The 22,578-nt window shown below is 60.7% G+C and carries 21 protein-coding genes, 1 tRNA gene and 1 pseudogene; 13 read left to right on the top strand and 10 right to left on the bottom strand.

What is annotated here, in order from left to right; translation table 11 throughout:
* The first annotated feature begins 184 nt into the window (after positions 1 to 184).
* Positions 185 to 1,576 (top strand): GABA permease, encoded by a 1,392-nt coding sequence (gene gabP, locus AB4O08_RS11050; RefSeq protein WP_010213905.1) that lies wholly within the window; start codon positions 185 to 187, stop codon positions 1,574 to 1,576.
* Between the two features lie 108 nt (positions 1,577 to 1,684).
* Here the strand turns inward: gabP and AB4O08_RS11045 are convergent, their stop codons facing one another.
* On the bottom strand, positions 1,685 to 2,098 hold the full coding sequence (locus AB4O08_RS11045) for a hypothetical protein (RefSeq protein ID WP_042571326.1): 414 nt from the start codon (positions 2,096 to 2,098) through the stop codon (positions 1,685 to 1,687).
* 12 nt (positions 2,099 to 2,110) lie between these two features.
* Entirely contained in the window at positions 2,111 to 3,055 is a 945-nt protein-coding gene (locus AB4O08_RS11040) for an alpha/beta hydrolase family protein (RefSeq protein WP_044286489.1), read from the bottom strand.
* A 175-nt stretch (positions 3,056 to 3,230) separates the two neighbouring features.
* On the opposite strand from AB4O08_RS11040, the gene AB4O08_RS11035 reads away from it, so the two are divergent.
* The 3 genes from AB4O08_RS11035 (at position 3,231) to AB4O08_RS11025 (ending at position 6,553) form a co-directional block, all read left to right on the top strand.
* Positions 3,231 to 4,196 (top strand): arsenic resistance protein, encoded by a 966-nt coding sequence (locus tag AB4O08_RS11035; protein ID WP_021492196.1) that lies wholly within the window; start codon positions 3,231 to 3,233, stop codon positions 4,194 to 4,196.
* An 87-nt stretch (positions 4,197 to 4,283) separates the two neighbouring features.
* On the top strand, positions 4,284 to 5,876 hold the full coding sequence (locus AB4O08_RS11030) for an ArnT family glycosyltransferase (RefSeq protein ID WP_045791395.1): 1,593 nt from the start codon (positions 4,284 to 4,286) through the stop codon (positions 5,874 to 5,876).
* 119 nt (positions 5,877 to 5,995) lie between these two features.
* On the top strand, positions 5,996 to 6,553 hold the full coding sequence (locus tag AB4O08_RS11025) for a hypothetical protein (protein WP_021492195.1): 558 nt from the start codon (positions 5,996 to 5,998) through the stop codon (positions 6,551 to 6,553).
* 141 nt (positions 6,554 to 6,694) lie between these two features.
* Here AB4O08_RS11025 and AB4O08_RS11020 read toward each other — a convergent pair.
* From AB4O08_RS11020 to AB4O08_RS11005, 4 genes are all read right to left on the bottom strand, one after another.
* A tRNA-Phe gene (locus AB4O08_RS11020) sits at positions 6,695 to 6,770 on the bottom strand.
* Positions 6,771 to 6,873: 103 nt separating this feature from the next.
* Complete coding sequence (locus AB4O08_RS11015) at positions 6,874 to 7,146, bottom strand: oxidative damage protection protein (protein ID WP_460114116.1); 273 nt, start codon at positions 7,144 to 7,146, stop codon at positions 6,874 to 6,876.
* The gene (gene mutY / locus AB4O08_RS11010; RefSeq protein ID WP_021492194.1) at positions 7,143 to 8,210 is read right to left on the bottom strand and encodes an A/G-specific adenine glycosylase; all 1,068 of its coding nucleotides are present in this window, start codon (positions 8,208 to 8,210) and stop codon (positions 7,143 to 7,145) included. Before mutY ends, AB4O08_RS11015 begins: the two co-directional genes overlap by 4 nt.
* Positions 8,207 to 10,417 (bottom strand): AsmA family protein, encoded by a 2,211-nt coding sequence (locus tag AB4O08_RS11005; RefSeq protein WP_010213892.1) that lies wholly within the window; start codon positions 10,415 to 10,417, stop codon positions 8,207 to 8,209. The genes mutY and AB4O08_RS11005 overlap by 4 nt, the downstream gene beginning before the upstream one ends.
* A gap of 325 nt (positions 10,418 to 10,742) precedes the next feature.
* Here AB4O08_RS11005 and AB4O08_RS11000 point away from each other — a divergent pair, with 325 nt between their 5' ends.
* The 7 genes from AB4O08_RS11000 to AB4O08_RS10970 all read left to right on the top strand — a co-directional run bounded on the left by AB4O08_RS11000 (position 10,743) and on the right by AB4O08_RS10970 (position 16,504).
* The gene (locus AB4O08_RS11000; protein ID WP_021492193.1) at positions 10,743 to 12,404 is read left to right on the top strand and encodes an OFA family MFS transporter; all 1,662 of its coding nucleotides are present in this window, start codon (positions 10,743 to 10,745) and stop codon (positions 12,402 to 12,404) included.
* A 231-nt stretch (positions 12,405 to 12,635) separates the two neighbouring features.
* Positions 12,636 to 13,229 carry an imidazoleglycerol-phosphate dehydratase HisB gene (gene hisB, locus AB4O08_RS10995; RefSeq protein WP_003218037.1) on the top strand — a complete coding sequence of 198 codons (594 nt, stop codon included), beginning with the start codon at positions 12,636 to 12,638 and terminating at the stop codon, positions 13,227 to 13,229.
* Entirely contained in the window at positions 13,229 to 13,867 is a 639-nt protein-coding gene (gene hisH, locus AB4O08_RS10990) for an imidazole glycerol phosphate synthase subunit HisH (protein ID WP_010213889.1), read from the top strand. Before hisB ends, hisH begins: the two co-directional genes overlap by 1 nt.
* Positions 13,868 to 14,125, top strand: a complete 258-nt coding sequence (locus tag AB4O08_RS10985; protein WP_010213888.1) for a DUF2164 domain-containing protein — start codon at positions 13,868 to 13,870, stop codon at positions 14,123 to 14,125.
* Positions 14,126 to 14,164: 39 nt separating this feature from the next.
* The gene (gene hisA, locus AB4O08_RS10980) at positions 14,165 to 14,902 is read left to right on the top strand and encodes a 1-(5-phosphoribosyl)-5-[(5-phosphoribosylamino)methylideneamino]imidazole-4-carboxamide isomerase (protein ID WP_010213887.1); all 738 of its coding nucleotides are present in this window, start codon (positions 14,165 to 14,167) and stop codon (positions 14,900 to 14,902) included.
* 9 nt (positions 14,903 to 14,911) lie between these two features.
* Positions 14,912 to 15,682, top strand: a complete 771-nt coding sequence (hisF, locus tag AB4O08_RS10975) for an imidazole glycerol phosphate synthase subunit HisF (protein ID WP_016972251.1) — start codon at positions 14,912 to 14,914, stop codon at positions 15,680 to 15,682.
* A gap of 66 nt (positions 15,683 to 15,748) precedes the next feature.
* On the top strand, positions 15,749 to 16,504 hold the full coding sequence (locus AB4O08_RS10970; protein WP_010213885.1) for a substrate-binding periplasmic protein: 756 nt from the start codon (positions 15,749 to 15,751) through the stop codon (positions 16,502 to 16,504).
* A gap of 50 nt (positions 16,505 to 16,554) precedes the next feature.
* On the opposite strand, the gene AB4O08_RS10965 is transcribed toward AB4O08_RS10970, so the two are convergent.
* From AB4O08_RS10965 to gpmI, 4 genes and pseudogenes are all read right to left on the bottom strand, one after another.
* Complete coding sequence (locus AB4O08_RS10965) at positions 16,555 to 17,328, bottom strand: divergent polysaccharide deacetylase family protein (RefSeq protein WP_010213884.1); 774 nt, start codon at positions 17,326 to 17,328, stop codon at positions 16,555 to 16,557.
* Position 17,329: 1 nt separating this feature from the next.
* A complete protein-coding gene (locus AB4O08_RS10960; RefSeq protein WP_021492191.1) occupies positions 17,330 to 18,646 on the bottom strand; it encodes a S41 family peptidase in 1,317 nt (438 codons plus the stop codon).
* A 30-nt stretch (positions 18,647 to 18,676) separates the two neighbouring features.
* Positions 18,677 to 19,971, bottom strand: a pseudogene (locus AB4O08_RS10955) (murein hydrolase activator EnvC family protein).
* 257 nt (positions 19,972 to 20,228) lie between these two features.
* On the bottom strand, positions 20,229 to 21,755 hold the full coding sequence (gene gpmI, locus AB4O08_RS10950; RefSeq protein WP_010213878.1) for a 2,3-bisphosphoglycerate-independent phosphoglycerate mutase: 1,527 nt from the start codon (positions 21,753 to 21,755) through the stop codon (positions 20,229 to 20,231).
* A gap of 151 nt (positions 21,756 to 21,906) precedes the next feature.
* Here gpmI and AB4O08_RS10945 point away from each other — a divergent pair, with 151 nt between their 5' ends.
* Complete coding sequence (locus AB4O08_RS10945; RefSeq protein WP_010213877.1) at positions 21,907 to 22,320, top strand: rhodanese-like domain-containing protein; 414 nt, start codon at positions 21,907 to 21,909, stop codon at positions 22,318 to 22,320.
* Position 22,321: 1 nt separating this feature from the next.
* Complete coding sequence (gene grxC / locus AB4O08_RS10940) at positions 22,322 to 22,576, top strand: glutaredoxin 3 (protein WP_010213876.1); 255 nt, start codon at positions 22,322 to 22,324, stop codon at positions 22,574 to 22,576.
* Positions 22,577 to 22,578: the final 2 nt, after the last annotated feature.

The following is a 22,578-nucleotide window of genomic DNA, read 5'->3' as shown; positions in this document are numbered from 1 at the left end:
TGCCATTGTTCTCAATGACTTGCGAGGCGTGTTGAAACTTCCTACAGCCCGCGTCAATCGCGGCGCTGTAACATTTTGGCGCAAATCTTGCGTAAAAAATAAAGAACGCCCTGTTGGTTTCTTTTCACGACAAAGATTCCGAGCCGGGCCGACCGTTTTCGCAATTCCTCGTAAAGGTGTGTCAATGAGTAGTACGCAAAGCTCCAATGACCTCGAACAGGGGCTCAAGCCGCGTCACGTCACCATGCTGTCGATTGCCGGCGTTATCGGTGCCGGTTTGTTTGTCGGCTCCGGCCACGCGATTGCTGCCGCCGGCCCGGCCGTACTGTTGGCGTATGCCGCTGCGGGGACGCTGGTGGTGTTGGTGATGCGAATGCTGGCCGAAATGGCCGTGGCGTCGCCGGACACCGGTTCGTTCTCCACCTACGCTGACCGGGCGATCGGCCACTGGGCCGGTTTCACCATTGGCTGGTTGTACTGGTGGTTCTGGGTGTTGGTGATTCCGTTGGAAGCCAACGCTGCCGCGACCATCCTTCATGCCTGGTTCCCTGATATTGCGATCTGGGTCTTTACCCTGGTCATTACCCTGCTGCTGACAGCAACCAACCTGTTCAGCGTGAAGAACTACGGCGAGTTCGAGTTCTGGTTTGCGTTGATCAAGGTCGTGGCGATCGTGGGCTTCGTGATCCTCGGCCTGGCCGCTATTTTCGGGTTCCTGCCGACCAGCCAGGTCAGCGGTGTTTCCCACCTGTTCGACACCCAAGGCTTCATGCCCAACGGCATGGGCGCTGTGTTGGCTGCAATCCTGACCACCATGTTTTCGTTCATGGGCACTGAGATTGTCACCATCGCCGCCGCTGAGTCGAAGAACCCAGGCCAGCAAATTACCAAGGCAACCAACTCGGTGATCTGGCGGATTGGTTTGTTCTACCTGTTGTCGATCTTCATCGTGGTGTCCCTGGTGCCGTGGAACGATCCGACCCTGGCAGCCGTAGGTTCCTACCAGACCGTGCTGGAACGCATGGGCATCCCGAACGCCAAGCTGATCGTCGACCTGGTGGTATTGGTTGCCGTGACCAGCTGCTTGAACTCGGCGCTGTACACCGCTTCGCGCATGCTGTTCTCCCTGGGTCGTCGCGGTGATGCGCCAGCGGTGGCCAAGCGCACCAACAAGAGCGGCACGCCTTACTGGGCTGTGCTGTTGTCGACTGGCGCGGCATTCCTGGCGGTATTCGCCAACTACGTGGCCCCGGCGGCAGTGTTCGAATTCCTGCTGGCCAGCTCCGGCGCCATTGCGCTGCTGGTGTACCTGGTGATCGCCGTGTCGCAACTGCGCATGCGCCAGAAACGCACGGCGGCGGGCGAGAAGATTGTCTTCAAGATGTGGCTGTTCCCGGGCCTGACCTACGCAGTGATGGTGTTCATCGTGGGTACGCTGACCATCATGCTGTTCCAGGAAGCGCACCGTATCGAGATCATTGCGACTGGGGTGCTGAGCTTGCTGGTGGTGGCGGCGGGGCTGTTTGTGTCGAGCCGTCGCAAGACACAGAGAGCGGGTGCGGCAGTACTGAACTAAATATTGTGGGAGCCGGGCTTGCCCGCGATGACCGACTGACAATCGATATCTTCGTTGGCTGACACACCGTCATCGCGGGCAAGCCCGGCTCCCACATTTTGTCCGGTGTCAGTCCTGGGAGTTGGTCAGCGCTTGGGACGCCGCGACGTAATCCGCCTGGAACTGCGGCGACTCGATCCACGCCAGGGCCGCGGCTTCATCATCGGTATCTGTAGCCCACTGCCGATACTCGATCAGCGCCGCCAGGATAAAATCGGTGGCTTCTTCTTCGCCTTCCTGTTCCAGCACCAGTGCCAGCAACGGGTGGGCCAAGAACACGGCGCACAAGGCCTGTTGGCTGGTTTCGCCAGCGGTGCGCATCTCTACGAACAGCTCGGTCAAATCCACTGACTCAAGGTCAATGCGACTGTCGTCGCCGGCAAACGCGTCCGGCTTGGTCGCTACGGCACGCTGGGTACGGTTCTGCTTGGCCTTGGCCTTTGCCCGGTGGGCACGTTTTTGTTGCTTGTTCGGCGAGGCCATGGGCTCAGCGTCCTAGGTTTCGGATCGGGATGGGGTATTGAAGCGCAGGTTGAGGGAAATCCCAAGGGTATCTGCAGCCAATTGGCCGGTTTGAAGCCACGCCAATGCAATCGGCCACAGCCGATCCTGATACTCGCTGCGAAAAAATGCGAAATGTCCGACTTCCTTTTCGCCTATGTCTTCAGGCGCGATCCGCAGATGAGTGCGCGCACTGCTGTCGAAGTAATCCAATAGTCGCTCGATGGCAGCTACCGTTCCGAAGGGGTCGTCGGTGATACTGATAGCCAGTATCTGCGCCTTCACACGACTGAATGGCAACTTACCCAAGGCTCGTCCGCTGGGGCGTGTTTCGTACCTGGGCGTCGGGGTACTCCAGTCCCGCACCACGCCCGCTGGAGTGTCTTCCAGCCAGTCCAGGCGCTTGCCGGGAAAGTGCCCGCACAGCTTGGTCAATAACGGCATCACCACATGCCACTTGGCGAACATTCGCCAGCGCACGTCCGCCGCGTAATCGCGCCAGTACGCAAACTGCGCGCCTACGGTCACCATTCGCCGAATGACCGCACCCGATGCCCCGAGCCCTGCCGCGCAGCCACCGAAGCTATGGCCGACGACATCAATCGGCTGTCCCGGAAACTCCCGTTGCGCGCGCTTCAGCATTGCCTCGAAATCCAGCGCGCCCCAATCCGACCATGAGGCCTTGAAGCCACGCAATGAGCCATTGCGGGATTCGCCGATGCCACGGTAGTCGTAGGTGATGACGTCAACGCCGTTGGCGAACAGGTAGTCGGCAAAGCGCGCGTAGTGGCGGCAGCGGACGGAGGTGGCGGCGTTGATGATGACGACCGGGCGCTCAAGGTCGGTGCGCGGGTGGTGCCAGGTGAAGCCGCCCAGGACGTAGCCGTCGGCGGCAGGTTCCTGGAAAGCTTCCGGAGTGGGGCGGGTTGGGCGGTTCATGGGACTGCCGGGTCCTTGCGCCTTGGGTAAGGGCATGCTGGCTCACGCGCTTTTTTATAAGACGCCGAACTTAACAAATTTCGGGCATTGTGATTGCGAAGATTGTCGGGATGCTCGACCTTTCCCCCTCCAGATGCTTAGGCTGACGGCCTTTCGATCAATCTGGGCCAGCCTCATGACTCGCGACGTCCTCGAACACAACCAAATTCCGGTCTACTTCGCAGCCGTTCTGCTGGCGGTCGGCTTCGGTCTGTTCGCGCCCTCATTCGCCCAGGGCCTCAACGCGTTTGTCACCCCTGCCATCGCGGTGCTGATGTACGCAATGTTCCTGCAAATCCCCTTTCTGGACGTGCGCCAAAGCCTGAGCAACAAACGCTTCCTGTCGGCATTGCTGCTCGCCAACTTCATCCTCATTCCGTTACTGGTATGGGCATTGACTCAAAGCCTGGCAGGACGCCCGGCTCTGCTGGTTGGGGCGTTGCTGGTATTGCTGACCCCGTGCATCGACTACGTGGTGGTGTTTACCCATATCGGCAAGGGCGACTCACGGCTGATGCTGGCGGCGACGCCGGTGTTGTTGTTGCTTCAGTTGGCGCTGTTGCCGATCTATTTGAGCGTGATGCTCGGGACACAGTCCGCGGTGGTGGTGGAGGTGGGTCCGTTTATCGAGGCGTTCTTCCTGCTGATCGTGGTGCCGATGGTTCTGGCCGTGCTCACGACTTCCCTGGCACGGCAATCATCGCTCGTCAGTGCTTGGAACGTCGCGTGGGCGTGGATGCCGGTGCCGGCGATGGCGCTGGTGCTGTTTGTGGTGATCGCCTCGCAAATCATCTCGGTGGTGCGGGATATCAACCTGCTGCTGCCGGTGATCCCGGTGTACATCGGTTTCCTGTTGCTGGCGCCATTGATGGGGGCGCTGGCATCGCGGCTGTTTGCGCTGCCCGCGGTGACGGCCAGGGCGGTGACGTTCAGCGCGTCGACGCGCAATTCGCTGGTGGTGTTGCCCTTGGCGCTGGCGCTGCCGGAGGACGTGCGTGGGTTGGCAGCGACGGCCGTGATCCTGCAAACCTTGGTCGAATTGGTGGGCGAGTTGATTTATGTACGACTGATTCCGAAATGGGTGTGGCCCGCGGGTCGGTAAAAACGGGAATGTTCAGGTCCGTTCAGGCGCTATTCAGCAGGGCAGTCGGCACCATAAGTCGGCGCCCCTTACCTGACAGGTCAACCGATGGATCACCGCAACCGTTTTCGCCTGGAGTCCCTAGGCATCTTCCTGTTTGCAATGCTGCTTTTTACCCTGGGTATCTGGGATCAGCAGCCCCAGGGATTTGACGGACGCTGGGCGCTGTTCCTGCAAGAAATGTTTCGCCATGGTGCGAGTCTTTTCCCGACCACCTACGGCCAGCCCTACGCGGATTACCCAGGCACCGCGACGTTCTTCAGCTTTGTGTTTGCCCGACTCTTTGGCGCGCCCAACCATCTGGCCAATGTGCTGCCCACCGCCCTGGCTTCCGCGGGCGTGGTTACCTTGATTTATCGGTTGCTGGTCCCGGCGAATCGCCAGTGGGCGCTGCTCACTGTGCTGTTGACCCTGCTTACCACTCAACTGCTCGAAAAATCCCGTTCGGTCTGCCTGGATCAGATGGTGGCGTTGTTGTGTGTAGGAAGTTTTTACCTGTTGCACAGTGGCGGGCGTTGGAGGCGGCTTGCGGTGTTTCCGTTATTCATCCTGGGCTTTGCGATACGCGGGCCGCTGGGGTTGATTGAAGTCTGTGGCGTGGTCTGCGTGTACTGGGCGTTGGGCAAGCCTGGGGAGCGTGTGAAACAGGTGCTGATTCACGGCGCTGTTGGCCTAGTGCTGCTGGCAATCTGTTGGTGGTTGCTGATGAAGTTGGCGCGCATCAGTGGGGGCGACGCCTTTGCCGACGAGGTCTTCAGGATGCAGGTAGGCGGCCGTCTCGATGAAACCGGCGAGCCGTTCTATTTCTACTTCCAATTGAGCCTGTACCGCTATTTCCCGGTGGTGCCATTGGCGCTGGCCACAATGATTGCGCTGCGTCATCGCTGGTCCGAGCGGTTCGAAGGTGACCTGCAATGGGTGGCACGACTCGGCGCCTGCGGCTTGATGATCTTGCTCGGGCTGTCGGTGCCGCACTTCAAGCGTGCGTATTACGTCCTGCCCATGGTGCCGATGTTTGCGGCTGTCGCGGCCTATGGGTTGCTTCAGGCGCCAGGTTGGCTCTCGGGCGTGCGCCGATGCTACGAAGGGCTGATCGTGGCGCTGCCGGCGTTGTGCGTGGTTGTAGTCTTTGTCTGTCGGCATGGGTGGCAAAAGCAGGGTTACTGGCCCGACGTTTCGCTGCCGTTGCTGATTGGCGTGTTGGCGGTGTTGCAAGTCGCAGCGCTGATCGCCTGGCGGCGAGTGGGGCGGTTGGTGTGGCTCAGCCTGATCGCATTGATGGCGCAATGGTTGCTATTGGTGACGGTAGTGGAGCCGGCCAAGGACCTGCAATTCGATACCCGCAAGTTTGTGGGTCAGGTCGAAGCGATGCGTGCCACGGCGCCTGGGCCGCTGGTGTTTATCAACCTGGGCCGGGACACTTGGGCGGTGCGCTACATGATGAACCTGAATCACGATGAGCAGCCGGTATTTATCGGCAGGGCAGAGCTTGATCAGCTAGAGGGAGTGCCCCGGCCTGCGTGGGTGATTGTGGCGCGCAAGGAAACGGCATTGCTCAAAGGGACGGCGCTGGAGCATCAGCATGCGGTATTCAGTGGGCGGTTGAATGACAATCCATTGATGGTGTTTTTGCTCAACTGAAAGGCGGTGGGTTGCGTACTGTCACTTCATCTTCGGTCCCGATAAAGACAGTATTCAGTGATGCGTTCGGCTACTGTGGCCTGCGCAAAATACACTGACGCACTTTTTCAAGGATTGAAATGAAAGCCCTATTGCTTGTGTTATCCACCGTCGCCCTGCTGTACGGCTGCACCACGCCGCTCACGTCCGACATGTCTAGCCCGTCGATTGCCGACACCAAAACCGTGGTGTTCGGCGGTAAAACGTTCGTTCTCAAATTCCAGAAACCGGGCTTGTGGGAGTATTTCCCGGCAGAGGAAAGCATCGATGCCTGGAATGAAATGCTGGACTTCACCGTCGTGCCTCGGGAGATGAACCGCTTCAAACCCCTCGACCTCGCCAAGCGGGCCATCCAGCTTCACCAGCAAGAAAACCCGAACATGCCTGCGATCCTGCTGACCGACAATAAAACCGGAATCGATTATTCGATGATGTTTTATCCCACCTCATTGCGTAAAGACGGGCAATTCTCGGAAATCAGTTATTTCAAGTATTACAGGGATGGCACTACCGGGCAGACCATCATCTTTCACTTTGCCAGGAACATTCCAAGACCGAACGAGCCCTCGCAAAGCGCAATAGAAACAGGCCGGGAAATAGTGCCGCTGATAGAGGCGTTCCCGCTGTATCGGCCGTAATGCCGTTGAACGCACAGCACCGATCGATTCGCCGGCGGTGCTTGCCGGAAAAGCGTCTATAAGATTTGTATTTTGAAGGGTGGCGAGGGCCGTAAACGAAAAAACCCCTGAGACCTTTCGGAATCAGGGGTTTCGGTATTTTGGTGCCCAGAGACGGAATCGAACCGCCGACACGGGGATTTTCAATCCCCTGCTCTACCGACTGAGCTATCTGGGCAACGGGGCGCATTAAACGGGTTTTTCAGGGGGTCGTCAAGCAAGTTTTCAAAAAATATTTAATTATTACCGTCGCTTACGTGCAGACCCCGGTTTTTGATCAATTATTGAGCAGGTGGCACGTAGCCGTCGGCCTTGGCGTAATCCCCGCCGGAAAAGAACTTGTCCATTTCGCCCGCCAGGTATTTACGGTCTTCGGCGTTCATCATGTTCAGGCGCTTTTCGTTGATCAGCAGGGTCTGGTGTTTCAGCCAGTCGCCCCAGGCCTTGGCCGAGACGTGCTCGAAAATGTCCTGGCCTTTGGCTCCCGGGTAAGGAGGGCGTTCGAGGCCTGGCAGTTCTTCTTTGTACTTGCGGCACATGATGGTGCGGGTCATGACGAAACTCCTGCATTCAATACGTCGGCCGCGCGTTTCAGCAGTTTTTTTACCGGGGCGGCAAGGCCCAGGCGCGGCGGGGTGGCGAGGTTATACCAGAGCCAGTCGGCCTCGGCCACGTGATGGGCGGATTCCTCGACCTGGACCAGCCAGGGTTCGATGGCGAGCTGGAAGTGGCTGAAGGTGTGGATCAGCCCCGGCAGTTCCTGGTGCTTGCCCAGCGCCAGCGCGTGCTGGTTGGCCAGGTGTTCCAGGTCTTGCAGGTCATCCAGCTCCGGCAGACTCCAGAGACCGCCCCACAGGCCCGTCGAAGGGCGGCGGTAAAGCAGGATTGCGCCCTCGGCATTGGCCAGCAGCGGCATCAGCGTGCGCTTTTGCGGGAGGGTCTTGCGTGGCTTGGGGATTGGATAACGTGTCTCCAGGCCGAGCATGTGGGCTTCGCAGCCTTTTTCCAGTGGGCACAGCAGGCAGCTGGGTTTACTGCGGGTGCAAAGCGTGGCGCCCATGTCCATCATCGCCTGGGTGTAGGCGTTGACACGGTCATGGGGCGTGAAGCGTTCTGCGGTGGCCCACAACTGCTTGGCCACCTTGGGCTCGCCTGGGTAGCCCTCTTGCGCGGTAAAGCGCGCCAGCACGCGCTTGACGTTGCCGTCGAGGATCGGCGCGCGCAGGCCCATGCTCAGGCTGGCGATCGCGCCAGCGGTGGACAAGCCGATGCCGGGCAGCTCGGTGAGCTTCTCGACATCCTTGGGAAACTCGCCGCCGTACTCGGCCACGACAATCTTTGCGGTCTTCTGCAGATTGCGCGCGCGGGTGTAGTAACCCAGGCCGGTCCACAAATGCAGTACTTCATCTTCCGGCGCCGCGGCCAGGGCCTCGACCGTTGGCAGCGAAGCCATGAAACGGTCGAAGTAATTGAGCACGGTGCTCACCTGGGTCTGTTGCAGCATGATCTCCGAGACCCACACCCGGTAAGGCGTGATGCCCTGTTGCCAGGGCAGGTCATGGCGACCGTGGCGGTCGTACCAGTCAAGCACCGCCGTTGAAAACTGCTCGTCTCTCATCGTTTGAACAGGCCTTTCAAAGCATCTTTGAGCTGCGGATTAACCTTGTCGAGCTTCTCTTCCAGCTTCTCGTTCAGGCGGTTGCCGGCGGCCTTGATGGCAACCTGGCCCAGGCCGTCCTTGTCCAGGCGGCAGGCCTTGGCGCCGAGTTCCAGCGGGCCACGGCAGCGCAACGGCACTTCGATGCCCTGGAAGTTCGAGCCCACCTGGCAGGCGGGATCCGGCGTTTCACGCTGGTCGCCTTCGACGATGATACCGACGCGGTAGTCCATGCCCAGCACGCGCAGGTCGACGTCGCCATTGCCGTTGACGGTCAGGCCCGGGATGCGCACTTTCAGGTCGGGGTTGCTGGCCACGCCGTTACGGAAGGTCAGGTTGCCCTTCAATTCCTGGAATGGCGTGTCCTTGCCTTGTGGTGTGCTGCTCAAGGTCTTGCGGTTGAGCAAGGCGATACCGGTGCACAGCTGCTGTTCAAGGTTGGCGTTGAGCAATACGCCGTTGTTGATCACAAAGCTGGCGGTGCCGTTGAGGCTGTCGATCAGGGCTTTCTGGCTATTGCCGCGGCCCGTGAGGTTGCTGTCGAGGGTGACTTGGCCCTTCACCGGCGGGTTTTGCCCCTGAGCTTGCAGGATGCGTTCGACCGGCACTTGCTTGATGTGGCTTTGCAGCGCGAGTACCGGGATGTCCTGGCGCACGTCGAGCGTGCCATTGGCCTGGAACGAGCCGTTGTAGAGACCGCCGCTCAGGGTGTCGAGCTTGAGCTGGCCATCGACGCCGGACGCCTTGAGCACCGCATTCTGGATGGGCAGCTTGCTCAGGGTCAGTTGGCCGAAGGCCAGGTCGGCGTTCACATCCAGCGTGCGCAGGCGTGTCAGCGGCAACAGTTTGTCGGTGCTCCAGGCACCTTTGGTCGGCGCGTCGGGCAGTGGCGTGGTGCCGCCGGCAGCCATGGCACCGGCTTCGCTGTTCTGCACTTCGGCCTGGCGGGCTGCGGCTGCGCCTTTGGCGGATTCAGACTTGGCCGGCAGGTAATTGTCGGCGTTGAAGGTATCGCCTTTGAGTTGGACGCGCAGGGATTGCTTGGCAAAGTCTTCCACGGCGAGGCGACCGGTGAAGGTGCTGCCGTCGAGTTTCAGGTTCAGGTCTTCCAGGGCCAGGCTGGTCGGCGTGCCCTTGAGACGGCTGACCAGTTCGACTTTGCTCAGGCTGCCCTCGGCCATGGGCGGCAGCGGGTGGCCGACGCCGTCGAGGAATTTGGCCAGGTCAAACTGGGCGATGGACAGCGCGCCGCTCAACTGCGGAGTCTTGTCCAGGTCGTTGACCTTCAGCTCGCCCAAGGCGCGTAACTGGTTGGCCGAGAGCTTCACGTTGGTCCATTCGGCGATATTGGCCGCCTGATCCACCAGCAATTGGCCCTGGGTCGAGAACGTCACGGTCTTGCCTTGCAGCGGCTCGCCCGTGGCTTCGCCGGTGATCTTCATGTCTTCAAACTGATAGCGCTTGAGCGCACGCTGGATACGCAGGTTGCCGTTGAGCTCGGTCTTGACGCGCATCACCGGCTGGTTGCTGCCGAAGAAGGCAGTGAGTTTCACCGGGATGCTGGCGCCTTCGTGCACGGCACCGGCGCTCAGTTGGATGCTTTCGGCGCTGAACTGCTTGCCGGTCTGCTCGTCGTTGTATTCGACGCGCGCGTTGTTGATCGTCAGGCTGTCGATGTCCAGGCGGATGGGCTTCGAGGGCTTTTCCGGTTCGGTCTCGGCAGGCTGCTCAACCGAGCCTGGGCTGCCGACGGTCGCCTCGGTCACGTTCTTGCCGATGTCTTCCCAGTTGCCGTGGCCTTGTTTGTCACGGTTGAGGCGCAGGTTGAGGCCTTCGACGCGTACATCGCTCATCTGCACTTCGCGGCGCAGCAGCGGCAGCACGCGCACCGACAGGCCAAGCATCTGCAGGTCGGCGAACGGCTGGGTCGGCGCGGTCAGTGTCGCCACGCTGGCTTCGTGCAGTTCAAGCCCGAGCCAGGGGAATAGGCTCCAGCCGATATCGCCATTGAGCGTCAGCTCGATGTGGGCCTTGTCGCGGGCAATCTGGCGAATCTCGTCTTTATAGTCGTTGGGATCGAAGAGATGGGTCAGGGCAAAGCCTAGAGCCACAATGATCAGCAACAGCCCGAGAAGTACCAGACCCAGGATTTTGCCGAACGCTTTCATGGGCGAGTCCTTGTATGTCGATTTCAAAATTTAGCCGCAGAGTATAACGCCCGACGGCCTGCGTCAGTGCCACGATCGTTACATTGTATCCAGGGCCGGGGAAACGGGTTTTTGGCGTCAAACAAAACAGATTTCCTGAAAAAGGTGATATCAGTTTGGTTTTTCTGTCATCCACAGATGCTAATCTCTGCGAGTTCGTCCGCCTTCTGCGGCTTAACGTCGCGCCTAAAAGGGAGCTTCACTCAACAAAACGGCCACGCTTTGCGTGCAAGGCCGAGGGAGAGAGCGCCTGACGAACACATACTAACAACTGGGGGAAACACCAATGAGCACAAGCACTGCGGCAGGTTCAACTGCCGCACAGCCTGCGTTCCTGTCCAAGGAACGCATCATCGCCAAGCCCGGCTTCAACCGCTGGCTGGTTCCACCGGCCGCCCTGGCCATCCACCTGTGCATCGGCATGGCCTACGGCTTCTCGGTGTTCTGGCTGCCACTGTCCAAGGCGCTGGGTATCACCAAGCCGGTCGCCTGTGCGCCGGACATGAGTTTCATCGCCCAAGTCTTCTCGTCGCAATGCGACTGGCCCATCTCGATGCTGGGCTGGATCTATACCCTGTTCTTCATCTTCCTGGGCTGCTCGGCAGCGATCTGGGGCGGCTGGCTGGAACATGCCGGGCCACGTAAGGCCGGTGTTGTATCGGCATTGTGCTGGTGCGGTGGCCTGCTGATCTCGGCGTTGGGTATCTACACCCACCAGATCTGGCTGATGTGGATCGGCTCCGGGGTCATTGGTGGTATTGGCCTGGGCCTGGGCTATATCTCGCCCGTGTCGACCCTGATCAAGTGGTTCCCGGACAAGCGCGGCATGGCGACCGGCATGGCGATCATGGGCTTCGGTGGCGGTGCGATGGTGGGTGCTCCGCTGGCAGCAGCATTGATGGGCCACTTCGCAACGCCCGACAGTGTGGGCGTATGGCAGAGCTTCCTGGTAATGGCCGCGATCTACTTCGTGTTCATGATCGGCGGCGCCTTGTCCTACCGCGTTCCGCCGACCGGCTGGAAGCCTGAGGGCTGGACCGCGCCGGCGAAAAAAGCCAGCAACGCGATGATCACTCACCGTCACGTGCACGTGAACGTGGCGTGGAAAACCCCGCAATTCCGCCTGGTGTGGCTGGTACTGTGCCTGAACGTCTCTGCCGGTATCGGCATCCTCGGCATGGCTTCGCCACTGCTGCAGGAAGTGTTCGGCGGCAAGCTGCTGGGTGTGGATGTGCCGTTTGGCCAACTGGATGCCGGTCAACTGGCTTCCATCGCGGCGATCGCGGCAGGTTTCACCGGTCTGTTGAGCCTGTTCAACATCGGTGGCCGGTTCTTCTGGGCGTCGTTCTCCGACTATCTGGGCCGTAAAAATACCTACTTCGTGTTCTTCGCCCTGGGCTTTGCCCTGTACGCGTTGATCCCGAACCTGGGTCACCTGGGCAACGTGGCGCTGTTCGTCGCCGCGTTCTGCATCATCCTGTCGATGTACGGCGGTGGTTTTGCGACCGTTCCGGCCTACCTGGCCGACCTGTTCGGTACGCAAATGGTCGGTGCGATCCACGGTCGCCTGCTGACTGCGTGGGCGGCGGCTGGCGTGCTGGGCCCGGTGCTGGTGAACTACCTGCGTGAGTATCAGTTGAGCATCGGCGTTGAACGCGCCGCTGCCTACGACATCACGTTGTACATCCTGGCCGGCCTGCTGGTGCTGGGTTTCATCTGCAACCTGCTGGTACGCCCGGTGGCCGACAAGTACTTCATGACCGACGCCGAACTGGCCGCCGAACAGGCGCTGGGTCACGACAAAGGCGCGGATGCCACCACTTCCCTGGAGTGGAAAGCCGCCCCTGGCACTGTGCCGTTGGCGATTGCCGCCTGGCTGGTAGTGGGTATTCCGTTGGCGTGGGGTGTGTGGGTAACCCTGCAGAAAACCGCAGTACTGTTCCACTAACACCGCAATAACGGTGGGCCCGGTTCCTGTGGGAGCCGGGCTTGCCTGCTCCCGCACTTTATCTTCACCCGCCTGAAGCTTTCGGGTCGGCGCACCATCCTGGAGCGCCTGCTTGTATGCACATGTCTATCGCCGACACTCCATCAGTCTTATCCCCTCCGATGTTTCTGTTTGGCGCCCGCGCCCCTATAATGGCTGCCTTTTTCGCCCAATGATTTTGCGGAGTTGGTGATGGCCGAACGTAAGGCGTCCGTCGAGCGCGACACTCTGGAAACCCAGATCAAAGCCTCGATCAACCTGGATGGCACCGGAAAGGCCCGATTTGATATCGGTGTCCCTTTTCTTGAGCACATGCTGGACCAGATCGCCCGTCACGGGCTGATCGACCTGGATATCGTCAGCAAAGGCGACCTGCATATCGATGACCACCACACGGTGGAAGACGTTGGCATCACCCTCGGCCAGGCGTTTGCCAAGGCTATTGGCGACAAAAAAGGCATCCGTCGCTACGGCCACGCCTACGTCCCGCTCGACGAAGCGCTGTCGCGCGTCGTCATCGACTTCTCCGGCCGCCCAGGCCTGCAGATGCACGTGCCCTACACCCGCGCCACCGTGGGCGGCTTTGACGTTGACCTGTTCCAGGAATTCTTCCAGGGTTTCGTCAACCACGCACTGGTCAGCCTGCACATCGACAACCTGCGTGGCACCAACACCCACCACCAGATCGAAACCGTGTTCAAGGCCTTCGGCCGCGCGCTGCGCATGGCCGTCGAGCTGGATGACCGCATGGCCGGGCAAATGCCATCGACCAAGGGCGTCTTGTAATGCAGACGGTCGCGGTTATCGATTACGGCATGGGTAACCTGCACTCGGTGGCCAAGGCCCTCGAACACGTAGGGGCCGGCAAGGTGCTGATCACCAGCGATGCCAACGTGATTCGCGAAGCCGACCGGGTGGTGTTTCCCGGCGTCGGTGCGATTCGCGACTGCATGGCCGAAATCCGCCGCCTGGGCTTTGACAGCCTGGTGCGCGAAGTCAGCCAGGATCGGCCGTTTCTCGGTATCTGCGTGGGCATGCAAGCCTTGCTCGACAGCAGTGAGGAGAACGACGGCGTCGACTGCATCGGCCTGTTCCCAGGCCAGGTGAAGTTCTTCGGCAAGGACCTGCACGAAGACGGCGAACACCTGAAAGTCCCGCACATGGGCTGGAACGAAGTCCGCCAGACCGTGGATCACCCGCTCTGGCACGACGTGCCGGACATGGCGCGTTTCTACTTCGTGCACAGCTACTACATCGCCGCCGGTAAACCGGGCCAGGTGGTGGGTGGCGGTCACTACGGCGTCGATTTCGCCGCCGCGCTGGCCGAGGGTTCGCGCTTTGCCGTGCAGTTCCACCCGGAGAAGAGCCATACCCACGGCCTGCAATTGCTGCAGAACTTCGCCGCCTGGGACGGGCGCTGGTAAATGGCCAGGAAGCCGAAGCAGCCGATCTTGAACCTCACGCCCGAACAGGAGAGTGAGGCTACCCTCAAGATCAAGCGCTTCATGGAGGACCGATTCGAGCTTAAATTGGGCTCGTTCGAGGTCGCCGAGATTCTTGAGCTGTTCACCACTGAAGTGGCTCCGCATTATTACAACAGGGCGATTTTCGACACGCAGACGCTCCTTAAAGAAAGGTTCGAAAGCATCGAAAGCGACCTGTGGTCGCTTGAGAAACCCTGATTTCCCAAGCATTGCTGAATATCGAATAAGGTTTGCCAGATGCTGATTATCCCCGCTATCGATCTCAAGGACGGCGCCTGCGTACGTCTGCGCCAAGGCCGCATGGAAGACTCCACTGTGTTCTCCGATGACCCGGTGAGCATGGCTGCCAAATGGGTAGAAGGGGGCTGCCGTCGTCTGCATCTGGTGGACTTGAACGGCGCCTTCGAAGGCCAGCCGGTCAACGGCGAAGTGGTTACCGCCATTGCCAAGCGCTATCCGAGCCTGCCGATCCAGATCGGCGGCGGTATCCGCTCCCTGGAAACCATCGAGCATTACGTTAAAGCCGGCGTGAGCTACGTGATCATCGGCACCAAGGCCGTGAAAGACCCGGCGTTCGTCGCCGAAGCCTGCCGCGCGTTCCCCGGCAAAGTGATCGTGGGTCTGGATGCCAAAGACGGCTTCGTCGCCACCGACGGCTGGGCTGAAATCAGCACCGTGCAGGTGATCGACCTGGCCAAGCAGTTCGAAGCCGACGGCGTGTCCGCCATCGTTTATACCGACATCGCCAAAGACGGCATGATGCAGGGCTGCAACGTACCCTTCACCGCCGCGCTGGCGGCTGCGACCAAGATCCCGGTGATCGCTTCTGGCGGTATCCACAACCTGGGCGACATCAAGTCGCTGTTGGACGCCAAGGCGCCCGGCATCATCGGCGCCATCACCGGCCGTGCGATCTACGAAGGTACCCTGGACGTCGCCGAAGCCCAGGCTTACTGCGACGCCTACAACGGCTGAGGACTGACCATGGCGCTGGCCAAACGCATCATCCCTTGCCTGGACGTCGACAACGGTCGCGTGGTCAAGGGCGTCAAGTTCGAGAACATCCGCGACGCCGGCGACCCGGTGGAAATCGCTCGTCGCTACGATGAGCAAGGTGCCGACGAGATTACCTTTCTCGACATCACCGCCAGCGTCGATGGCCGCGACACCACGCTGCATACCGTCGAGCGCATGGCCAGCCAGGTCTTCATCCCCCTGACCGTGGGCGGCGGTGTGCGTACCGTGCAAGACATCCGCAACCTGCTCAATGCCGGCGCGGACAAGGTTTCGATCAACACCGCAGCCGTGTTCAACCCGGAGTTTGTCGGCGAAGCGGCGCAGCATTTCGGCTCGCAATGCATCGTCGTTGCCATCGACGCCAAGAAGGTTTCTGGCCCGGGTGAAACCCCGCGCTGGGAGATCTTCACCCATGGCGGGCGCAAGCCCACCGGCCTGGACGCGGTGGAGTGGGCAATGAAGATGGAAGGCCTGGGCGCCGGTGAAATCCTGCTGACCAGCATGGACCAGGACGGCATGAAAAACGGCTTCGACCTGGGCGTGACCCGCGCCATCAGCGATGCGCTGGGCATTCCGGTGATTGCTTCCGGCGGCGTCGGCAACTTGCAGCACCTGGCCGACGGTGTGACCGAAGGCCACGCCAGCGCGGTGCTGGCGGCGAGTATTTTCCACTTTGGCGAGTACACCGTTCCTGAGGCCAAGGCCTACATGGCGGCGCGCGGTATCGTCGTTCGCTGAATGCTGCTGGACACCATGGCAAGTGCGCGGCACTCTCTGCGCTTGCCATGGATTCCGGTAACTTACATGTTCAAGCACCTGCTGCTCGCCTTCGCCAGTACGTCCCTCCTGTTGGCAGGTTCGGCCCGCGCCGAAGAACCGTCCGACGCCTCCCTGGTGCTGCTGACGGAAAACTTCCCGCCCTACAACATGGCGAAAAACGGCAAGAACTTCGCCAAGGAAGAGAACATCGAAGGCATTGCCGTGGACATCGTGCGCGAGACCTTCAAGCGCGCCGGTATTGCCTACAACCTCACCCTGCGATTTCCTTGGGAACGCATCTACAAGCTCGCCCTGGAAAAACCTGGTTACGGTGTGTTCGTGATGGCCCGGCTGCCGGACCGTGAAGCGCTGTTCAAATGGGTCGGCCCCATTGGCCCCGACGATTGGGTGCTGCTGGCCAAGGCTGACAGCAAAATCCAACTGGCCCACCTTGAGCACGCCCGCCCCTACAGGATCGGTGCCTACAAGGGTGATGCGATTGCCGAGTCCCTGGAAAAACAGGGTTTAAAGCCGATAGTCGTGCTGCGGGACCAGGACAACGCGCAGAAACTGATGGATGGCCAGATCGATCTGTGGGCCACCGGCGATCCTGCCGGACGTTACCTGGCGCGCCAAGTCGGCGTGACGGGGCTCAAGACGGTCCTGCGCTTTAACAGCGCCCAGCTCTACCTTGCACTGAACAAGGACGTGCCGGATGAGCTGGTAGCCAAGCTTCAGGCCGCGCTGGACCAACTGCGAAAAGATGGCGTCGTCGACGAGATCATGGCGAACTATCTGTAACCGGACGAATTCCCTGTAGGCGCTGGCAAGTCGGCGCCTACAACGGATCGTCAGCGGTAAATGCCATCCTTGCCGTGCCCGGCCATGGCCTGGTTGCTGCGCACGCTAATCATCAACTTGATATTGATCCAGTCGACGCCCTGGGCCTTGAGCTTGGGCAATTCGCGCTCCAACACCGCCAGGGTTTGTGGGTAAGGGTGGCCGATCATCACCACTGAACCCTGCTTGTGCGCCAGCTTGATTGCCGTCTGCAATTGCGTGGTGATCGCCGCTTCAGTGCGCTCGTCATCCAGAAACACATCCCGCGACACATGGGCCAGGCCAATCTTCTGCGCCTCGGCGGCCGCCACGGTTTGCGCACTGGTGCGGCTGTCAACGAAGAACTTGTTGCGCCGTTGCAGCTCGGCCATCAACCAGGCCATGGCGGCCGGCTGGGCAGTCATGCGGCTGCCCATGTGGTTGTTGATACCGGCGGTGTAGGGCACGGCCTGGAACGCGGCGTCCAGGCGCTTGCCGAGTTCTTCGATGGACAACTCGGGGTGCCAGGCAAACGGTCCGGTAGCCGGGTCCATGGGCATGTGCAGGATCACGATCTTGCCGGCCTTGTGCGCTTCGCGGGCGAATTCGGCGGCGTGGGGCGTGTCGGGCATGATCGCCGTGGTGACCGGCCCAGGCAGGGCCAGCACGCGACGATCGCGGGGCAGGTTTTGCCCGAGGTCGTCGATGATGAGGGTCAGGTAGGCTTTGTGCGGCTCACCGGCAGGTGTCGCGTGGGCGACGCCTGCCAGGCTGCACAGCACAGCAATGATCAGGGCAAAACGCATATCAACGGCTGCGGGTGATGCTCAGGCCCTTGAGCAGGCTCAGCGCCTGGGCCAGCTGGTAATCGTCGTCCTGCGGCATCGGTTTGGCTTTCTTGCTGCTGTCGGTTGGCTGGTCAGCGCCGCCGTTGCCATTGCCCAAGTGACCTTGCAGGTCAGCCTCTTTGTAGTACTCGCTGTCGATCTCGTTGGTGATCTTGGCCTTGCGCACCTCGATGTCCGGCACGATGCCCTGGGCCTGGATCGAGCGGCCATTCGGTGTGTAGTACAGCGCAGTGGTGATCTTCAGCGCCCGCTCGTTGTTCAGCGGCAATACGGTTTGCACCGAGCCTTTGCCGAAGCTGGTGGTGCCCATCAGCACGCCGCGCTTCTGGTCTTGCAGCGCGCCGGCGACGATCTCCGAGGCCGAGGCGCTGCCGCCGTTGATCAGCACGGCCAGTGGCACGTTTTCGCTGAGATCGTTGCCGGTGGCCGAGAAGCGCAGCTCGGAGTTGGCGATACGGCCCTTGGTGTAGACGATCAGGCCTTTGGTGATGAAGTGGTCGACCACTTCCACCGCCGACTGCAGCACGCCGCCTGGGTTATTACGCAGGTCGAGCACGATACCGTTGAGTTTTTTGCCGTTGTCCTTGCGCAGCTTGGCCAGGGCCTTGGCCACTTCGTCGCCGGTCTTGACCTGGAACTGGGTGATGCGGATGTAGCCGTAGCCCGACTCCAACAGCTGACTCTTCACGCTCTTGACCACAATGGTCGCGCGGGTCAGCGTCACGTCGAACGGGTTGCCGCCGTCGCGTACCAGGGTCAGGGTGATTTTCTGGCCGATCTTGCCGCGCATCTTGTCGACGGCTTCGGTCATGGTCTGGCCACGGGTCGGCTGACCATTGATCTTGACGATAAAGTCGCCAGCCTGGATGCCTGCCTTGGACGCCGGGGTGTCATCGATCGGCGAGACCACCTTGATGTTGCCGTCTTCGGAGCCGACTTCAATGCCCAGGCCGCCGAATTCACCGCTGGTGCTTTCCTGCAGCTCGGCGAAATCTTCCGGGCCCAGGTAGGCGGAGTGCGGATCGAGGTTGCTGAGCATGCCCTTGATGGCATTTTCCAGCAGGGTCTTGTCGTCTACGGGTTCGACATAGGCTGCCTTGATGCGGTCCATGACCTCGGCGAACGTGCGCAGCTCATCCAGCGGCAACGGCGCCTTGGTGGTCGCGGCCGTGGCGGCGGGTGCAGCCGGAGCGGCCTGGTCGGCGAAAGCCAGGGGCGCGCCGATCACCAGGGCGATCGTCAGGGCCAGCGAAGTGAGGCGGGACAAATGCAGCATGTCGAACGAACTCCTAATGTAGATGCAGCCCTATCCTTGGGAACGGCACCATTGTGCAGGGTCGCTCGGGCGGCCCTGCTGACGAATAGCGAAGTACAGCGCCGGGGTGTCTTGGCCACCACTGTTACCGACAGTGGAAATGGATTCACCGGCTTTTACAACATCACCTGCCGACTTGAGTAAAGTCTGATTGTGGCCGTAAAGGCTCAAATAGCCATTACCGTGGTCAAGAATCACCAACAAACCGGCACCCCGCAGCCAATCGGCAAACACCACGCGCCCACCGTGGACGGCGTGCACCTGGCTGCCAGCGGAGGCGCTGATCATCACGCCATCCCACTTCGCGCGGGTGTCATCGCCACGGGTTTCACCGAAGCGTGCCAGTAATCGACCATCAACCGGCCATGGAAGTTTGCCGCGCGCTGAAGCAAAAGGGCCGCCGAAGGATTCGCCGGCGCTGGAAACCAGCGGGCCAGGCGCTGCACGCGCCGGTTTACGCGGTGCCGGGGCGTCCGAGGTGGCAGCCAGCTCGGCCTCACGCTGGCGCTTTTTTTCGGCTTCCTGCTGGGCGATCAGCGCTTTTTGCCGCGCTTCTTCGGCCTCACGTGCCTGGCGGGCCAGGGTTTCTTCAATCGTTTTGAGGACTTTGGCCAAGTCGGCCTGGTCCTGCTCGCGGGCTTGCAGCTTGGCGTCGCGGGCCTTCACGTCGTCATTCAGCTTGGCCAGGGCCAGCTGGCGCTCTTTGCGAACCTTGTCCAGCTCGTCGCGCTGAGCGTTGAGGCTGCTTTTCTGGTCCTCAAGCTGCGACTGCTGGTTAGCGATTTCCTGTTCGACGTTGACCAACTGGCGCAAGGTCTCGTTGAAGCTCTTTAATTGCTCCAGGCGGGCCTTGCTCAGGTAGTCGTAGTAGGTCAGGGTGCGCGCGAATTTTTCCGGGTTCTGCTGGTTGAGCAGCAGCTTGAGGTATTCCTGGCGGCCATTCTGATAGGCGGCACGCGCCTGGATCGCGATCAAGCGTTGCTGTTCAACGCGTGCGCTCTGGAGTTTTTTTTCTCAGCGTCGAGTCGCTCCAGTTCCGACTCGCTCTTCTTTAGTTCTTTTTGTAACTCCTGGACCTGCTTCTCCAGCTTGCCCATCTCGGTTTCCGTGCCGCGCAGGTCTTTCTGCACGCCGGATTTTTCTTCCTGGAGCTTGCCGAGCAGTTTTTTCAGCTCGGTAATGTCCTGACGCGTAGCGTCCAACTGTTGTTGGGTTTGTGCGCGCTCATCGGCAAACGCCGGTTGGAGCAGGCAGACAAGAGCGAGGGTAATCAAGGCGCGAAGCATAGAGGCGGGCGACACCAGGGAAAGGGACGCTCTAGTATGCCCGCCAAGCGCGGCAAAAAAAACGCCCAATTCGGGCTGGGGGCAAGTTATGTGCCGAGTGGCGCTGGAATGGCGAAAAGATATCTACCAAACACAGAAGATTCAATGTGGGAGGGGGCTTGCCCCCGATAGCGGTGTATCAGCCACCTATGTTTCAGCCGATCTACCGTAATCGGGGGCAAGCCCCCCTCCCACATTATTTTTCGGTGAGGCTGGGATCAGACCAGAATCGAAGTCCCGGTCATCTCCACCGGCTTCTCCAGCCCCATCAGCATCAGCATGGTCGGCGCCACATCTGCCAGCACGCCGCCTTCGCGCACTTTCAAATCACGCTTGCCGACATAGATAAACGGCACTGGCTCAGTCGTGTGGGCTGTGTGGGCCTGGCCGGTGGATTCATCGGACATCTGTTCGCAGTTGCCGTGGTCGGCCGTGATCAGTGCTTCGCCGCCGACTTTCTCCAGGGCATCGACGATGCGACCGACGCAAAGGTCCAGGCATTCCACGGCCTTGGTCGCGGCTTCCAGGTTACCGCTATGGCCGACCATGTCGCCGTTGGCGTAGTTGACCACGATCACGTCGTAACGCTGGTGTTCGATGGCGTCGACGATCTTGTCGGTGACTTCCGGCGCGCTCATTTCCGGCTGCAGGTCGTAGGTCGCAACCTTTGGCGATGGGATCAGAATGCGTTCTTCGCCTGGGAACGGCTCTTCACGACCGCCGGAGAAGAAGAAGGTCACGTGGGCGTATTTCTCGGTTTCGGCAATGCGCAGCTGGGTCTTGCCGTTTTTTGCCAGGTAGTCGCCCAGCACGTTGTCCAGGCTGCCCGGAGCAAAGGCCGCGGGGGCCGGGATGCTGGCGGCGTATTGGGTCAGGCCCACGTACTGCACTTTGGGCTGGCGGGCACGCTCGAATTCCTTGAAACCGTCTTCGACAAACACGCGGCTCAGCTCGCGGGCGCGGTCGGCACGGAAGTTCATGAACACCACCGCGTCGCCGTCTTCTACCTTCACCGGCTCGCCGATGGTGGTGGCCTTGACGAATTCGTCGCTCTCGCCACGGGCGTAGGCGGCCTCCAGGCCTTCCTGGGCGGTGGCGGCGTGGAATTCGGCCTGGCCGTCGACGATCAGGTTGTAGGCCTGGGAGACGCGGTCCCAACGGTTGTCGCGGTCCATGGCGAAGTAACGGCCGACCAAACTGGCGATACGGCCTTTGCCGAGGGCGGCGAAGGTGGTGTCGAGCAGTTCGATGGAGGATTGCGCGCTTTTCGGCGGGGTGTCCCGGCCGTCGAGGAAAGCGTGCAGGTAAATCTTGTCGGCGCCGCGCTTGAAGGCCAGTTCGGCCATGGCGACCAGGTGGTCCTGGTGGCTGTGGACGCCGCCATCGGACAGCAGGCCCATGAAGTGCACGGCCTTGCCGGCAGCCACTGCTTTATCTACCGCGGCGCAGATGGTCGGGTTCTCGAAGAACTCACCATCGCGGATCGCTTTGGTCACACGGGTGAAGTCCTGGTATACCACTCGTCCGGCGCCGAGGTTCATGTGGCCGACTTCCGAGTTGCCCATCTGACCGTCCGGCAAGCCTACGTCCATACCTGAACCAGAGATGAGGCCGTTGGGTACGCTGGCGGTCAGGCGGTCGAGTACCGGCTTCTTGGCCGCGTATACCGCGTTGTCGTGGTGGCTTTCACTGTGTCCGAAGCCATCGAGAATTATCAGGACCAAAGGTTTAGGCGTAGTAGTCATAGATCCTCTCGCGGCGGTAATAAAGGAAGACAATTGAAAAGGGAGTGGCAGTTTAAAGCGAAGTTCCGACCACGTCACCGCTTTACGGGGGTTGGCCCCCCCTGACGGCTGTGTATACTTACCGCCATTTTAACGCCCTGGAACCTCCTTGATGGTTGATCACCTGATTGCATTTGCCACTGCCCACTACCTGCTCGTGGGTGCCTTCGTCATCCTGCTGGCGCTGCTGATCGCTCACGAATTGAGCCGCGGTGGCCGCAGCCTGAGCACGGCGGAGCTGACCGCACTGGTCAACAAGGATGAGGCCGTTGTCGTGGACATCCGCCCGGCCAAGGATTTTGCCACCGGCCACATCGTCGGTGCCCTGAACATTCCGCAGGACAAGCTGATCGCGCGCCTGGCCGAGTTGGAAAAGCACAAGGCCAAGACCATCATCCTGGTCGACGCCCAAGGCCAGCACGCCGGCACCCACGCCCGCGAAATGCTCAAGACCGGTTTCACCGCCGCCAAGCTGTCCGGTGGCATCAGCAGCTGGCGCGCCGATAACCTGCCGCTGGTGAAGTGATATGAGCCAGGTTGTCGTGTATTCCAGCGATTGGTGCCCTTACTGCATGCGGGCCAAGGCTCTGCTGGAGAAAAAGGGCGTTGCCTTCGAAGAAATCAAGGTCGACGGCAAACCCCAGGTGCGCGCCGAAATGGCCCAGAAGGCGGGGCGCACGTCCGTGCCGCAGATCTGGATCGGCGCCAAGCATATCGGTGGTTGCGATGACCTGTTCGCCCTGGAGCGCGCGGGTAAACTCGATGCGCTGCTGCTCGTCTGATG

This window comes from Pseudomonas sp. H3_E07 (assembly GCF_054668895.1).
Note: the sequence above shows the minus strand (reverse complement) of the source record. Positions and strands in the feature narration are given on the sequence as shown.